Raw genomic sequence first — 14,932 nt, 5'->3', positions numbered from 1 at the left:
TGCCGGGAATGGCTCAGTACCGTCCCTCGGCCCTCCATCCACCGGTCTCACTCGCTCTGTGCGACCTCGCCGTCGCAACGTGCGTTCAGATCCTCCGAACCACGCTGGTCGCGCGACAGTCAAAACTGTCTGCATACGGAATAGATCTCCCGGATACGACCCCGCTCTCCCACACGATGCGCGGGCGGACGCTGCCCCACCACGACCCACCACGACCCACCACGATGGAACGACCCTCAATAGACGGCGTTCACCCGAACGGCAGGTCGCGCCGAGGCGGGTCAGCGGCGGCGGGGAGTCACGTAGCCCGGCTCCGCGAAACACCATGATCTCCAAGATCGGGGACGGGGCCGGTTGCGGGCCGGTTGCGGCGCGATGTGCACGGTCTGAGCCTGCGGACCGTGCACATCGCACCGCAAACGCTTCCTGCGCGCTTCCTGCGCGCCGCAACCGGTCGTTACCGGTGAAGGTTCGTGGTCCGAGGTTCGACTGCGAGACAGGTATGACGACACAACCGCTACTCGACGTTGATCTTCCGCAACCTCGAGTAGATAGGACTGACGCGGCTAGTCGCGGGGCGGGGGCTCGCTCGACAGCTCGGCGTGCAGCGTCGTCAGGAGCTGGCCGAGGCCGACCACGCACACCGCGAGCGTCGCGACCGCTGCCACGGTCCCGGCGACATCGGCCAGGCCGGGGACGATGCCGGACCCGCCAGCCCGAAGGCCGCGACGATGAGCCGGGTCGGCCGCTCGCCGACTGTCACCACGCCGATCTGCCCGAACCCGGCGTTACCGCCCCGCGCCCGGGTGTACTCCAGCAGCCCCAGCGCGCACCCCGCGGCGACGAGCAGACCGCCCGGCGCGCCGACGTACCACAGGGCGACCAGGTACAGCAGGTCGCCGCAGCGGTCGGCGACCGAGTCCAGCAGGTAGCCCCAGGCGCTCGCCCGATCGGTCAGTACGGCCACGGCCCCGTCGAGGCTGTCGGCCACGCCCCCGAGAAGCATCATCAGCACCGCCAGCAGCGGCCAGTGGCCCCCGGCCGCGGCGGCCGGCAACGCGAGCGCCGTGACGGCGACGCCCGCCGCGGTCACCGCCGACGGCGTTACCCGGCGGGCGGCCAGCGGGCTCGCGACCCGGTGGACGAGCGTCAACCAGGCACGCACCACCCACAGCCCGCCCAGCGGGTCATAGCCGCCGTGCAGGGCCGACCAGCGCGCGAGATAAGTGTCGCGATCGGGTACCGGGATGCGCACACCGTCCATCGTGCCCGGGACATAGAGTCGCGTGGTCCTCCACCGCGTGCCGCGCTCACCGCGCCCGGCCGGTGGGAGCGGATGGGCGAGGATCAGGTCGGCCCCGCCGCGGCGGGGATGACCCCAGAGGAGCGGGAGTGACGTGACCGAACAGGCAAGCGGAGTGGTGGAGAGCCTCGAGGACCTCGACCCGCAGGAGGTCTTCGCGCCGCACCGCCACCAGGTGATTCTGGCGGTGCGTATCACCCCGGTCTTCAACACCCTCGACCTCGGCCTCGTGGCCGCGGTGATCGACACGGCCAACGAGGCCGGGTTCGAGCTGGTGCGCGAGCAGACCTTCCGCGAGGAATGGCTGCTGTGCGTGTTCGACGCCTTCGACGATCTCGACTAGAGCGGTCCTGCCGCCTGGCGGCAGCTGCGGGAACGCGGACGTACCCGACGTCCGTCCTACCGGATCGCCTCGAAGATCTCCCGCGTGACACTGGATCGGTTGAGGGTGATGAAGTGCAGGCCTGGCGCTCCGCCGTCGAGCAGGCAGCGGGACAGCTCCATCGCCACCTCGAGGCCGACCGCGCGCACCGCCGCCGGGTCGTCCGCGACCGCCTGCAGCCGGGCGGCCAGCACGGGCGGGAAGTCGGCGCCGGACAGCTGCGCCATCCGGACAATCTGCGCCACGTTCGTCACCGGCATGATCCCGGGAATGATCGGCTTGTCGCAGCCCAGCGCGCGGACCCGGTCGACCAGCCGGAAGTAGTCGTCGGCACCGAAGAAGAACTGGGTGATGGCGTAATCGGCCCCGGCGTCGAACTTGCGCACCAGATACTGGGCGTCGGTGTCGAAGTCGGGCGAGCGGGGGTGCTTGTCCGGGAAGGCAGCCACCCCGACGCAGAAGTCCCCCACCGACTTCACCAGCCGCACGAGCTCGTCGGCGTGGCCCAGCCCCTGCGGGTGGGCCGTCCAGGTGCCCTGCGGGTCGCCAGGCGGGTCGCCGCGCAGCGCCACCACGTTGCGCACCCCCGCGCCCGCGTAGTTGCCGATCACCTGCCGCAGCTCGGCCACCGAGTGGTTGACCGCGGTGAGGTGGGCGATCGGAGTGAGAGTGGTATCGGTGGCGACCCGCTCGGTCACCCGGATCGTGCCCTCGCGGGTCGAGCCGCCCGCACCGTAGGTCACCGACACGAAGGAGGGGCGCAATGCCTCGATCCGGCGCAGGGCGGTCCACAGGTGACGCTCGCCCTCGGGGGTGCGGGGCGGGAAGAACTCGAAGGAGAACGAGAGCCGCCCGGAGGCGAGGAACTCACCCATCGTCGCCGGTTTCGCGCTCAGACCTCGGACCGCCGTCATGCAATGAGCCTAGACCGACGCGGACCACGCCAGGGGACATACCCCCGTGGTGGAAACACGCATGACCACCACGCGACAACAACGAGCAACATCAGATGGGCAGCGGCCCCAGCGGGGCGGTGTAGCCGATGCGCACCCGGCCGGCGACGGTGCGGGCCACCACCCGCCGGGTGGCGCCCGGCGACGGCGTCAACGCCACGTCAGCCGCGCTCGGATCGCCCGTCTCGACCTCGACCGCATACGCGGCGTCGGGGAGCATGACCGTCAGAAGTCCCGACTCGGTCTGCGCGTGGACGGCGTCCGGCAGCTGACTGAAGTGCAGGTTGACGTCCCCACCGAGGCTGCGGGCGGCGACCGGGCCGGCGCCGAGCTCGCGGCCGGCGATCGTGCCGTCGCGGGTGACCAGCGCCAGCTCCCCACGCACACCCCACAGGGTGATCTCGCCGGCGAGCACCTCGGCCCGCACCCGGGTGCGGGGTGGGACGGCCAGCCTGACCCGCATGTCGCTGCGCCGCCCGTCGACGCGCAACACCGTTGCGGCGGTGGTCAGCGCGGGGGTCGACCGGCCGGGCCGGCGCCGCACCGTGAGGTCGACGCGCACGTCGGAGCGGTCCTGTTCGGCGACCTCGACCCGGCCCGCGGCCACCATGACCTCGACGGCGTCGATACCGTCAGCGGTGTGAACCAGCTCGGCGGGTGGCATCCGCAACAGGGCCAGGCCGCCCACCGCGGCGGTCAGCAGCACGACGGCGATCACCATGATGGCGGTGTCGGACACGGGCACACCGCACGGTACCCCGGTCGCCGATGACCGATGTCCGCCCGCGGGTTTCCGCCGTGCTGCGCCGGTTCGCCGACGCCCGGGGGACGACGCTGCGCGACATCGACGCCGATCTCGCGCCGTTCCTTCGGGTCGCCGAGGACGTGCTGCTCAGCGGGGGCAAGCGGGTGCGACCCACGTTCTGCTACTGGGGCTGGCGGGGCGCCGGCGGGCCGGACTGCGACGAAATCGTGACGGCCGCCGCATCCCTGGAGGTGCTACACGCCTGTGCGCTGGTGCACGACGACGTGATGGACGGCTCGGAGCTGCGTCGCGGCGAGCCGAGCGCGCACCGTCGCCTGGCCCGCATGCACCGCCAGGCCCGCCTCGGCGGCGATCCGGACACCTTCGGCCACTCGGCGGCGATCCTGCTCGGCGACCTGTTCCTGACCTGGGCGGACGATCTGCTGATGGCCAGCGGGCTGACTCCCGGGGCGCTGGCGCGGGCCTGGCCGACGTACGCGCGGATGCGCGGCGAGCTCGTGGCCGGCCAGTACCTCGACCTCGCCAACCAGGTGGGGCCCTGCGGACGGACCGGCGGCCTCGACCCGGCGCGGGTCGCGCGGATCGCCCGATACAAGACCGCGGGCTACACGGTGATCCGACCGTTACAGCTCGGCGCCCTGCTCGCCGGGACCCGCCCGGGCCTGCTGGAGACGTACGCGGCGTTCGGCCGACCGCTCGGGGAGGCGTTCCAGTTGCGCGACGACATCCTCGGGGTGTTCGGCGACCCGGCGGTGACCGGCAAGCCGGCCGGGGACGACCTGCGCGACGGGCGGCCCAACGCGCTGCTGGCGCTGGCCCTGCGCGAGGCGCGGCCGACGGCGGCGGCCCGGCTGCGCGACCTCGTCGGTTCGCCGCAACGGCCCGCAGCGCTCGAGGAGGCGCGCGCGCTGATCGCGGCCAGCGGCGCGCCGGCCGCGGCCGAGCACCTGATCTCCGCGCACACCGCGCAGGCCCTGGCCGTTCTGGAACGCTCCGACCTTGACGACGCCACCCGTGGCGCGCTGATGGAACTCGCGACCGCGGCCACGGCACGGGCACAGTGAACGCGTACAACCGGGTAGATCGACCAGAGCGGGGAGAGGGGGCGGGCGCCGGATGCGCACGGTGGAGGGCCCGACGGATCACGTCGTCATCGTCGGTGCGGGATTCGCGGGGCTGTCGGCCGCGCTGCGCCTGACGGGTGCCGGGCGCCGTGTGACGGTACTGGAGCGCGAGGCGGTGCCGGGCGGGCGAGCCGGGCTGCTCACCCTCGGCGACTACCGGTTCGACACCGGCCCGACCGTGCTCACCATGCCCGAGCTGCTCACCGACGCCTTGGACTGCGTCGGTGAGGACCTCGACCGCTGGCTGACGCTGACCCGGCTCGACCCGATGTACCGGGGGTTCTTCGCCGACGGCTCGTCACTGGACGTCCGCGCCGACCCGGCCGACACCGCGGCGGAGATCCGGGCGCTGTGCGGCCCGGCGGAGGCCGCCGGCTTCGAGCGGTTCGTCACCCTGGTCACGGAGATGTTCCACGCGCAACTGCGGCACTTCATCGACGCCCAGGTGGACTCGCCGCTGTCGCTGCTGCGCCCGCAGCTCGCCCGGCTCGCGGCGCTGGGCGGTTTCCGCCGGCTCGACGCGGTCGTCGGCCGCCACCTGCGCGACCCGCGGACCCGGCGGATGTTCTCCTTCCAGGCGATGTATGCCGGGCTCGCCCCGCACGACGCCCTCGCCCTCTATGCCGTCATCTCGTACATGGACTCCGTCGCCGGGGTTTATCACCCGGCCGGCGGCATGCATGCCGTCGCCGAGGCGATGACCGCCGCGGCGGTCAAGCACGGGGCGACGGTGCGCTACGACACGACGGTGAGCCGGGTGGAGGTGCGTGGCGGTCGGGCGGTGGCGGTGCACACCACCGCCGGCGAGCGCATCGGCGCAGACGTGGTGGTCCTCAACCCGGACCTGCCGATCGCCTACGCCGAGCTGCTGCCGCCGGCGGCGGCGGCGCCGGCCCGGTTGCGCCGGCTGCGCTACTCGCCGTCGTGCTTCCTGTTGCTGGCCGGCGCGCGGGTGGAGTACCCGCACACCGCGCACCACACCATCCATTTCGGCCAGGCCTGGCGGCAGACGTTCACCGAGATCATCGACCGCGGTGAGCTGATGAGCGACCCATCGTTCCTCGTCTCCACGCCGTCGCGCAGCGAACCGGCGATGGCACCGGCCGGCGGGCACGCCTACTACGTGCTCTTCCCGACACCGAACCTCACCGCGCCGCTGGACTGGTCGGTGCTGCGCTCGCGCTACCGCGACGAGGTCGTCGCCACCTGTGAGCGGCGCGGCTACTCCGGATTCGGCGACGCCATCGAGGTGGAGCAGGTGACCACCCCAGCCGACTGGCGGGCCCGCGGGATGGCGGCGGGCGCGCCGTTCGCCGCCGCCCACACCTTCCGCCAGACCGGCCCGTTCCGCCCGGCGAACATGGCGCCGGGGCTGGCGAACGTGGTGTTCGCCGGCAGCGGCACCCGGCCCGGCGTCGGCGTGCCGATGGTGCTCATCTCGGGGCGGCTGGCGGCGGAGCGGATCCTCGGCGCCGATCGCGGTTACCGCTCACGTGCGCTGCGTTCCGGCCCGCCGACCTGAGCGAAAAGTTCCTGAACAGGGGCTTAGAAGACGCTTGCGACCGAGCCGTGCCGAGTCCATTGGCGCCCCATTCCGCCGTGGGGCTGGGAGAATACCGGCATGGACGATGGGCAGAGCCCGGCCGGCCTCGCCGCCCCGGACACCACCTCGGACACGGCGTTGCTCGAGCGCGCCCTGTTCGAGATCAAGAAGGTAATCGTCGGGCAGGACCGCATGGTCGAACGCATGCTCGTCGCGCTGCTGGCCCGCGGGCACTGCCTGCTCGAGGGCGTGCCCGGGGTGGCCAAAACGCTGGCGGTGCAGACCCTGGCCACCGTGGTCGGCGGCTCGTTCGTCCGGATCCAGTTCACCAACGACCTGGTTCCCTCGGACATCGTGGGCGCCCGCATCTACCGGGCCAGCCAGGAGGCGTTCGACGTCGAGCTCGGGCCGGTCTTCGCGAACTTCGTGCTGGCCGACGAAATCAACCGGGCCCCCGCAAAGGTGCAGTCGGCGTTGCTGGAGGTCATGTCGGAAAAGCAGGTCTCCCTCGGCGGGGCCACCCACCGGCTCCCCCGGCCGTTCCTGGTGCTGGCCACGCAGAACCCGATCGAGTCCGAGGGCGTCTACCCGCTGCCCGAGGCCCAGCGCGACCGGTTCCTCATGAAGGTCAACGTGCCTTACCCCAGCCCCGCCGAGGAGCTGGAGATCGTCCGGCGGATGGGTGTGTCACCCCCGGTGCCCGAGCAGGTCCTCGGCCCGCGGGTGCTGGAGCGACTGCAGGAGCGGGCCGACACCGTGTTCGTCCACCACGCCATCATCGAGTTCGCGGTGCGCCTCGTGCTCGCCACCCGGGCGCCGGGCGAGGCCGGGCTGCCGGAGCTGGCCGGCCACCTCGCCTATGGCGCCTCGCCGCGCGCCTCCCTCGGCCTGGTCGCCGCCGCCCGGGCGCTCGCGCTGCTGCGCGGGCGCGACTACGCCGTCCCGGACGACGTGGTCGCCGTCGCCCTCGATGTGCTGCCCCACCGGCTGGTGCTGTCCTACGAGGCGCTGGCCGAGGGGCTGACCACGGACGCGATCGCCGCCCGCATCCTGGAGGTCGTCCAGCAACCGCAGGTGGCGCCGCGCCAGCAGGCCCCCTACCCCACCGGGCCCATCGGGCCGAACACCGGCGGCTGGGGCACCAACCCGCGCTCAGGCTTCCCCGAGTACCTTGACCGGGGTCCCCTGTCGTGACGCCGGACGCGGGCCGCCCCGGCCCGGCCGCCGCCGCGCCGGCCGCCGACCCGGCGGTGGAGCGGACGCTGCGCCGCCTGGAGCTCACCGTGCTGCGCCGCCTCGACGGGATGCTGCTCGGCGACCACCTGGGGCTGCTCCCCGGCCAGGGCAGCGAGAAGGCGGAGAGCCGCGAGTACTCCATCGGCGACGACGTGCGCCGGATGGACTGGGCCGTCACCGCCCGCACCACCGTCCCCCACGTCCACGACCTGATCGCCGACCGGGAGCTGGAGACCTGGGCCCTGGTCGACCTCAGCGCCAGCAGCGAGTTCGGCAGCGGCGCCTGGGAGAAGCGGGACCTCGCCGTCGCCGCCACCGCCGCGGTCGGTTTCCTCACCGCCCGCACCGGCAACCGGATGGGCGCGGTGGCACTCACCCAGGCCGGGACGAGGCCGATCCCGGCCCGGCCTGGCCGTAACGGTCTGCGGGCGTTGCTGCATGACCTGCTCATGCTGCCCCTCACCGCACACGACCGGCCACAGCGCCGGCCCGACCCGGCGGCTGCCACCGACCTCGCCGCGGCCGTGCAGGGCCTGCTGCGCCCGCCGCGCCGACGCGGCCTCGCCATCGTCATCTCCGACTTCCAGTCCACCGATCTCGGTTGGGAACGCCCGTTGCGGGTGCTCGCCGCCCGCCACCAGGTGCTCGCCATCGAGATCATCGACCCGCTGGAGCTGGCCCTGCCCGCGGTCGGCCTGCTGCCCGTCGTCGACGCCGAGACCGGGGCGATGCTGGAGGTGCCGACCTCGTCGCGCAAGTTCCGGGAGCGATACGCCGCGGCCGCCGCGGCGCACCGCCGGGAGGTGTCGCTGGCCCTGCGGCGCGTCGGCGCCGACCATCTCGTGCTTCGCACCGACTCCGACTGGCTCGTCGACATCGTCCGCTTCGCCTCGGCGAACCGCCGCGGCCGCGGCGCCGGGCGCCGCGCGCCGATCGGTGGCGCCGGCCCGGCGGCAGCCGGCCGCCCGCCAGCCTGGGCGGCCTGGGCGGCCTGGGCGGGTAACCGGTGAGCTTCCTCGCCGGCCACTGGCTGTGGCTGTATCTGCTCGTCGCCGCGCTGCTCGTCGCCTACATCGTCGTCTCCGCGCGGCGGCGGGTGTACGCGGCCCGCCTGTCGTCCACCTCGGTGCTGGCGTCGGTGCTGCCGCGGCGCCCGCAGTGGTGGCGCCGCCACGTCCCGGCCGCGCTGCTGCTGCTCACCCTCGCCGGCCTGGTGCTCTCGCTGGCCCGCCCGGCCCGCGTCGAGCGGGTTCCCCGGGAGCGCGCGACGATCATCCTGGCCATCGACGTGTCGAACTCGATGGCGGCCACCGACATCGCCCCGAACCGGCTGGAGGCCGCCAAGCAGGGCGCCGAGGCGTTCGTCGACCAGCTCCCACCGCGTATCAACCTGGGCCTGGTCTCCTTCGCCGGCAGCGCGACGGTGCTCGTGCCCGCCTCCACCGACCGCGAGTCGGTCCGCGCCGGCATCCGCGGCCTGCAGCTCGGCCCGGCGACGGCCATCGGCGAGGGAATCTTCGCCTCGCTGCAGGCCATCAACACCGCGGGCAAGCGGTTCTCCGACGCCGGCCAGAGCCCGCCGCCCGCGGCCGTCGTCCTGCTCTCCGACGGCGAGACCACCCGCGGCCGGCCGAACATGCAGGCCACCGACGCCGCCCGGCAGGCGCACGTCCCCGTCGACACCATCGCCTACGGCACCAGCGACGGCACCCTCGACGTCGGCGGTCAGGAGGTGCCAGTGCCGGTCAACGAGCAGGCCCTCAACGAGATCGCCGACCAGACCGAGGGCTCCTACCACCGGGCCGCCACCGGCGACGAGCTGCGTTCGGTCTACAAGGGCCTGGGCAGCTCCATCGGATACCGCACCGAATACCGGGAGATCACCACCTGGTTCCTGGGCCTGTCCCTCGCACTGGGCTTCCTCGCCGCGGCGAGCTCGCTCGCCTTCGCCTCCCGCCTCCCCTGAGGACTCTCGCAGGCCAGGCCGGCCCTGCGCATGTGTGGCGGATCGGGACGATTCGGGGGTGCCGGTCGTGGCAGGATGTCGGCACCGGCACCCCGTGCGCGGGAAGCGTTGCCCCGGTTCGGACTCACCCGTCTAGTCTGAGCGGCGTGGGGGAGCTCGACGCGGCCGGGATCACCGATCCCCGGTTGCGCGCGTCCTACGCGCAGGCCCGCGCGCTCAACGCCGCCCACGGGCGCACGTACTACCTGGCGACCCTGCTGCTGCCGCAATGGAAACGCGCGCACGTGCACGCCCTGTACGGCTTCGCCCGCCACGCCGACGACATCGTCGACGACCTCGACTCGATGCTGACCGGCGACGAGCGGGCCGCCCGGCTGCGAGCCTGGGGCGGTCGGTTCCTCACCGCGCTGCGCGACGGCGTGCCCGCCCACGCCGTCGATGCCCAGATAGCGGGTAGAGGTGCGGGCCAGAGCGGGCCGGCGGGCGAGGTGGCGGGCGAGGTGTCGGTGCTGCCGGCGGTCGTTGACACGATCCGCCGCTTCGCGCTCGACCCCGGCCACTTCGCCGTGTTCCTGTCCTCGATGGCGATGGACCTCACCGTCACCGAGTACGCGACGTGGGAGGATCTGCTGGTCTACATGCACGGCTCGGCCGCGGTGATCGGCCTGCAGATGGTGCCGCTACTCGAACCGGTCGACCACAGCGCGTTACCCTACGCTCGCGATCTGGGCCTCGCCTTCCAGCATGCCAACTTCATCCGCGACGTCGGGGAGGACCTGCGCCGCGGCCGGGTGTACCTGCCGCAGACGTCGCTAACGTTGTTCGGCGTCACCCGGGAGCACCTGGCCGCCGGGGTCGTCGACGGGCCGGTCCGCCGGCTGCTGGCGTTCGAGGTCAGCCGGGCGCGGGAGCTGTTCCGCGCGGCGCAGCCCGGCATCCGGCTGCTGCACCCCACTTCACGGGACTGCGTGCAGACCGCATTCGTGCTCTACCGGGAGATCCTCGACGAGGTGGAGCGGGCGGACTACCGGGTGCTGGAACGCCGGGTTGCCGTCGGGCTGCCCCGACGCCTCGCGGTGGCCGGCCCGGCCCTGGTCCGGGCCGCGCGGGCGCGTCGCCGCCACCACGGCGGCGCTCAGATCAGCTCACGGCCGCCCAGGTAGGGCCGCAGCACCTCGGGGACGCGCACCGCATTGTCGGCGGTCTGGAAGTTCTCCAGCAGCGCCGCCAGCAGCCGGGGGGTGGCCACCGCGGTGTTGTTCAGCGTGTGGGCGAAGCGAATCGTGCCGTCGGAGTCGCGGTAGCGCAGGTTCGCCCGGCGGGCCTGCCAGTCGTGCAGCGTGGAGCAGCTGTGCGTCTCCCGGAAGCGGCCCAGTGACGGGAACCAGGTGTTGATGTCGTTCATCCGGAACTTGCCGACGCCCATGTCCCCGGTGGCGCATTCGACAACCTCGTAGCACAGCCCGAGGTCGGTCAGGATGCGCTCGGCGGTGGCGAGCAGCTCGGCGTGCCAGCGGGCCGACTCGGCCTCGTCGGCGACGCAGAGCACGAACTGCTCGACCTTCTCGAACTGGTGCACCCGCAGCAGGCCGCGGACGTCCCGGCTGGCGCTGCCGATCTCCCGGCGGAAGCACGGGGAGATGCCGGCGTAGCAAATCGGCAGCCGGGCGGCGTCGAGGATCTCCCCCGCGTGCAGCCCCACGAGCGCCACCTCGGCCGTCCCTGCCAGGTACAGGTCGTCCTCGGGGATCGCGTAGATCTCCTCCCGGGCCTTCGGCAGCATCCCGGTACCGATCAGCGGCTCCTCGCGGACGAGCGCGGGCACCGCTACCGGCGTGAAATCGCGGGTCCGCAGCAGGTCCAGCGCATACGAGTGCACCGCCCGCTCCAGCATCACCAGGTCGCCCACGAGGGCGTAGGCCCGCTCGCCGGCGACCTTGCGGGCGCGGGCGAACTCGGCCCAGCCGCGTTTCTCGGCGAGCTCGGTGTGATCCAGCGGGGTGAAGTCGAACTCCGGGGGCGTGCCGACGGTGCGCAGCACCACGTTGGCCGCCTCGTCCGGGCCCACCGGCGCCCCCGACCAGGGGATGTTCGGCGTCAGCAGCATCAGCTCGGACAGCCGCGCGCCCGTGCGGGCGAGCTGCTCGCGCAGGTCCTTGAGCTGGCGGTCGAACGCCTCGTGCTCGACCCGCAGCTCGGCCCGCCGGGCCTCGTCGGCCTTGGCGAACTGCTTGGCGAAGCTCTTGCGCCGGGCCTGCGCCTCGTCCACCTCGAACTGCAGCTTGCGATTGTCCTGGTCGAGCTGGAGCAGTTCGTCGACATCCAGGTCCAGGCCCTTGACCGCGACCGCGTCCTTCACGACCTGCGGATTCTCCCGGATAAAACGCTTATCGAGCATGAATCGCGTCAGCCCCTGATCGGTACCGCATCTCACTTTGCGGCAACGCTACCAGCCATCGTCGACGCCTCCCAGGCCGTGCCCGATCACCTGCGGGCGGGCGGGCACACAGCGGGCACACAGGCGGCTTCGGCATGCTCGGCGGAGGTACGCTGCCCAGCCGGCTGCCGCCGAGCGGTTACGGTGCACAGACCACCCGTGTCCGCCGCGGCGGGACGGACGGGACGCAGCAGCAGAGAACCTGCCAGGTTCGGGATGTGAGGAGGCCGGCGACGGTGACCAGTTCCAAGGAGCGACGGCAACGCGAGCTCGCCGAGGCCCGCGCGGCCCGGCAGGCCCAGCGGCGACGGGTCACCCACCGGCGCCGCCAGCAGCGGCTCGCGATCGTGGCCGGCTTCGTGACGATCGTCGTCGCGGCGTCGGCGATCGCCGCCATCCTGCTCACCGGCAAGGACGACAAGTCCGACGTCACCGCCGCCGACGCGGCCAGCACTGCGGCCCCCAGCGCCGCCGCGGCGGCCACCAGCAAGGTCGGCGCGTGCACGTACACCGCCACCGGGGAGAGCCCGGCCCGCGGCGCCACCCTGCCGAAGCCGGCCGCCGCCGTCGACACCTCCCCGGCCACCATGACCATCACCACCGACGCCGGGACGATGACGGCAGACCTGGACGCGCAGAAGGCGCCGTGCACCGTCCACGCCCTGCGCACGCTCGCCGACGCCAAGTACTACGACGACACGCTCTGCCACCGCCAGACCGGCGGTGGCGAGGCGGGCATCTCCGTGCTGCAGTGCGGCGACCCGACGGGCACCGGCAGCGGCAGCCCCGGCTACGGCTACGGCTACGAGAACACCACGGGCGTCACCTACGACCGCGGCGTGCTCGCGATGGCACACAGCTCCGCGCCGAACAGCAACAGCAGCCAGTTCTTCATCAACTACGCCAACCCCACGCAGGAGGGGGCGGCGGCGCTGGCCGGCGGCTACACCGTCTTCGGCAAAATCACCAAGGGGCTGGACGTCCTCGACAAGCTCACCAAGCCCGGCGTGCAGGGCGGCGGTTCCGACGGCGCCCCGGCCAGCAAGGCGAAGATCCTGTCGATCGCCATCTCACAGGGCGGCTGACGCCGCCGCTGGGCCGGCCGGGCAGCCGTCAGGCGGCCCAGCGGCGGACCGTGTCGATGCGGGCCTGCAACTGCGCGGCGCTGGCCTGCCCACTCGGCGGACCACCACAGGCCCGGCGCAGCTCGGCGTGAATCATCCCGTGCGGCTTGCCGGTGCGGTGGAAGTGCGCCCCGACCAGCCGGTTGAGCTCCTTGCGCAGCTCGGCGATGACCTCGTGGACCGGGCGGGTCGTCGACTGCGCGCCGTCGCGAGCGGCGGGCACCTCGGGCTGCTCGCCCCTCGGCTGGGCGGCGGCGCTGCGCCGCGCGGCGGCTTGCTGGGCGGCCTCCCGTTGGCGCAGCAGGGTCGCGACCTGGTCCGGCTCCAGCAGACCGGGCAGGCCGAGGAAGTCCTCCTCCTCGACCGAGCCGGGTGCCGCGGGCGTGCCGAACTCGCCACCGTCGAAGATCACCCGATCGAGATGGGCCGAGGAGCCCAACGCCGTGAACAGCGTGTCAGGCTGGTCGGGGGTGTCCTTGCGCCGGTTGGCGTCGCGCAGCGCCTCGTCGTCGAAGGCGTCCGGGTCGCGCGGCTGCTTCTCCAACGCGTGGTCGCGCTGGACCTCCATCTCCCCGGCGAGGGCGAGCAGGGAGGGCACGCTCGGCAGGAACACCGAGGCGGTCTCGCCCCGGCCCCGCCCTCGGACGAACCGGCCGACGGCCTGGGCGAAGTACAGCGGGGTCGAGGCCGAGGTCGCGTAGACCCCGACGGCGAGGCGGGGCACGTCAACGCCCTCGCTCACCATCCGCACGGCCACCATCCACCGGTCCGCGGACTGCCGAAAGTTGACGATCTTCGCCGAGGCGGTCGGGTCGTCGGACAGGATGAGCACCGGCGAGGAACCGGTGATCCGGGCGAGCAGCCCCGCGTACGCCCTGGCGGTGGCGTGGTCGGTGGCGATGACGAGCCCGCCCGCATCGGGCATGCCGCCGGCGCGCACCTGGGACAGCCGGGTGTCCGCCGAGGCGAGGACCGCCGGCATCCAGTCCCCGCCCGGGTCCAGGGCGGTGCGCCAGGCGGCGGCGGTCTGCTCGCCGGTCAGGGGTTCGCCGAGCCGGGCCGACAGCTCCGCGCCGGCGCTGGTCCGCCAGGACATCTCGCCGGAGTAGGCCAGGAAGAGCACCGGGCGCACCACGCCGTCGCGCAGCGCCTCAGCGTAGCCGTAGGAGGAGTCCGCGATGCTGCGCAGCACGCCGTCCGGTCCCGGCAGGTAGGTGACGAACGGGATCGGGTTGACGTCGGAACGGAACGGCGTCCCGGTCAGGGCGAGGCGCCGTGCCGCCGGGGTGAACGCCTCCCGGGTCGCTTCCCCCCAGGACAGCGCATCGCCCGCATGGTGGATCTCGTCGAGGATGACCAGGGTGCGCCGGGCGGCGGTCCGCGCCCGGTGCAGCGCCGGGTGGGCCGCGACCTGGGCGTAGGTCACCGCGACGCCGGTGTAGTCCGCCGAGATCGCGCCGGCGGAGTTGCGGAAGTCCGGGTCGAGATCCACCCCGACCTCGGCGGCCGCCGCCGCCCACTGCCGCTTGAGATGCTCGGTGGGCGCGACGACGGTGATTCGGCTGATCTCGCCGGCGCCCAGCAGGTCGCTCGCAACCTGCAGGGCGAAGGTGGTCTTGCCGGCGCCCGGCGTCGCCACGGCGAGGAAGTCCCGGGCTCCGGACGACGAGCGGGACCGGTAGATGTCGAGTGCCGCCCGCTGCCACGCACGCAGCGGACGGGTCGGGGCGCCGGATCCTGGCGGTCGAGGACGTCGGTCGAGGGGGCCGGCTCTCACGCTCATACTCTAGAAGGCGGCGTCCATGAACGGGTAGCAGGCCTCCCGCGCGCCAGGAGGACCACTGTTTCCCCCCGACTGGTCTTCAAGGGACCACAGACCGGCATGACCGTCTTAATCTCACTGAGGGTTAAGCTCCAGGAGTCAACCGATTGACTTCGGAGGCCCCGATGCAGCTCACGACCGGTCCCTCGGCAGCTTCCCGGGTGCCTGCAGTCTCCGGATCATCACCTGAGGTGCCGAAGCCCAACCGTGGTTCCGCGACCCGTACGGCGAACGCCCGGCTGCGGCTGAGCCGGGAGGAGCGGGGCTGGTCGCAGG

Annotated in this window: 13 protein-coding genes; 8 read left to right on the top strand and 5 right to left on the bottom strand. The window is 72.9% G+C overall.

Going from position 1 to position 14,932, the window contains the following annotated elements; genetic code table 11:
* Window positions 1-613: 613 nt before the first annotated feature.
* Window positions 614-1,255, bottom strand: coding sequence for a CDP-alcohol phosphatidyltransferase family protein (locus tag G6R25_RS13515; RefSeq protein WP_235948316.1), 642 nt, complete (start codon window positions 1,253-1,255; stop codon window positions 614-616).
* A gap of 142 nt (window positions 1,256-1,397) precedes the next feature.
* Here G6R25_RS13515 and G6R25_RS13510 point away from each other — a divergent pair, with 142 nt between their 5' ends.
* The gene (locus tag G6R25_RS13510; protein ID WP_163553248.1) at window positions 1,398-1,646 is read left to right on the top strand and encodes a hypothetical protein; all 249 of its coding nucleotides are present in this window, start codon (window positions 1,398-1,400) and stop codon (window positions 1,644-1,646) included.
* Window positions 1,647-1,702: 56 nt separating this feature from the next.
* Here the strand turns inward: G6R25_RS13510 and metF are convergent, their stop codons facing one another.
* Together metF and G6R25_RS13500 are read right to left on the bottom strand one after the other, a co-directional pair.
* Window positions 1,703-2,599 carry a methylenetetrahydrofolate reductase [NAD(P)H] gene (gene metF, locus G6R25_RS13505; RefSeq protein ID WP_163553247.1) on the bottom strand — a complete coding sequence of 299 codons (897 nt, stop codon included), beginning with the start codon at window positions 2,597-2,599 and terminating at the stop codon, window positions 1,703-1,705.
* A 91-nt stretch (window positions 2,600-2,690) separates the two neighbouring features.
* Window positions 2,691-3,377 carry a DUF4097 family beta strand repeat-containing protein gene (locus G6R25_RS13500; protein ID WP_235948315.1) on the bottom strand — a complete coding sequence of 229 codons (687 nt, stop codon included), beginning with the start codon at window positions 3,375-3,377 and terminating at the stop codon, window positions 2,691-2,693.
* A gap of 29 nt (window positions 3,378-3,406) precedes the next feature.
* On the opposite strand from G6R25_RS13500, the gene G6R25_RS13495 reads away from it, so the two are divergent.
* The 6 genes from G6R25_RS13495 to G6R25_RS13470 all read left to right on the top strand — a co-directional run bounded on the left by G6R25_RS13495 (window position 3,407) and on the right by G6R25_RS13470 (window position 10,436).
* The gene (locus G6R25_RS13495; RefSeq protein ID WP_163553246.1) at window positions 3,407-4,468 is read left to right on the top strand and encodes a polyprenyl synthetase family protein; all 1,062 of its coding nucleotides are present in this window, start codon (window positions 3,407-3,409) and stop codon (window positions 4,466-4,468) included.
* A gap of 52 nt (window positions 4,469-4,520) precedes the next feature.
* The gene (gene crtI / locus G6R25_RS13490) at window positions 4,521-6,050 is read left to right on the top strand and encodes a phytoene desaturase family protein (RefSeq protein WP_163553245.1); all 1,530 of its coding nucleotides are present in this window, start codon (window positions 4,521-4,523) and stop codon (window positions 6,048-6,050) included.
* Between the two features lie 99 nt (window positions 6,051-6,149).
* On the top strand, window positions 6,150-7,265 hold the full coding sequence (locus G6R25_RS13485) for an AAA family ATPase (protein ID WP_163553244.1): 1,116 nt from the start codon (window positions 6,150-6,152) through the stop codon (window positions 7,263-7,265).
* Window positions 7,262-8,317 (top strand): DUF58 domain-containing protein, encoded by a 1,056-nt coding sequence (locus G6R25_RS13480; RefSeq protein WP_163553243.1) that lies wholly within the window; start codon window positions 7,262-7,264, stop codon window positions 8,315-8,317. The genes G6R25_RS13485 and G6R25_RS13480 overlap by 4 nt, the downstream gene beginning before the upstream one ends.
* The gene (locus G6R25_RS13475; RefSeq protein WP_163553242.1) at window positions 8,314-9,273 is read left to right on the top strand and encodes a VWA domain-containing protein; all 960 of its coding nucleotides are present in this window, start codon (window positions 8,314-8,316) and stop codon (window positions 9,271-9,273) included. The genes G6R25_RS13480 and G6R25_RS13475 overlap by 4 nt, the downstream gene beginning before the upstream one ends.
* 137 nt (window positions 9,274-9,410) lie before the next feature.
* Window positions 9,411-10,436 (top strand): phytoene/squalene synthase family protein, encoded by a 1,026-nt coding sequence (locus tag G6R25_RS13470; protein ID WP_163553249.1) that lies wholly within the window; start codon window positions 9,411-9,413, stop codon window positions 10,434-10,436.
* Here G6R25_RS13470 and serS read toward each other — a convergent pair.
* The gene (gene serS, locus G6R25_RS13465; protein ID WP_163553241.1) at window positions 10,409-11,671 is read right to left on the bottom strand and encodes a serine--tRNA ligase; all 1,263 of its coding nucleotides are present in this window, start codon (window positions 11,669-11,671) and stop codon (window positions 10,409-10,411) included. The two genes, G6R25_RS13470 and serS, sit on opposite strands and share 28 nt — an antisense overlap.
* Before the next feature lie 275 nt (window positions 11,672-11,946).
* Here serS and G6R25_RS13460 point away from each other — a divergent pair, with 275 nt between their 5' ends.
* Window positions 11,947-12,795 carry a peptidylprolyl isomerase gene (locus G6R25_RS13460; protein WP_163553240.1) on the top strand — a complete coding sequence of 283 codons (849 nt, stop codon included), beginning with the start codon at window positions 11,947-11,949 and terminating at the stop codon, window positions 12,793-12,795.
* A 28-nt stretch (window positions 12,796-12,823) separates the two neighbouring features.
* Here G6R25_RS13460 and G6R25_RS13455 read toward each other — a convergent pair whose 3' ends face one another.
* The gene (locus G6R25_RS13455) at window positions 12,824-14,611 is read right to left on the bottom strand and encodes a DEAD/DEAH box helicase (RefSeq protein WP_163553239.1); all 1,788 of its coding nucleotides are present in this window, start codon (window positions 14,609-14,611) and stop codon (window positions 12,824-12,826) included.
* Window positions 14,612-14,932: the final 321 nt, after the last annotated feature.

This window comes from Candidatus Frankia alpina (assembly GCF_902806485.1).
In the GTDB taxonomy this organism is placed as follows: domain Bacteria; phylum Actinomycetota; class Actinomycetes; order Frankiales; family Frankiaceae; genus Frankia; species Frankia alpina.
The sequence above is the reverse complement of the archived record's forward strand: the minus strand, read 5'-3'. Positions and strand labels throughout refer to the sequence as shown.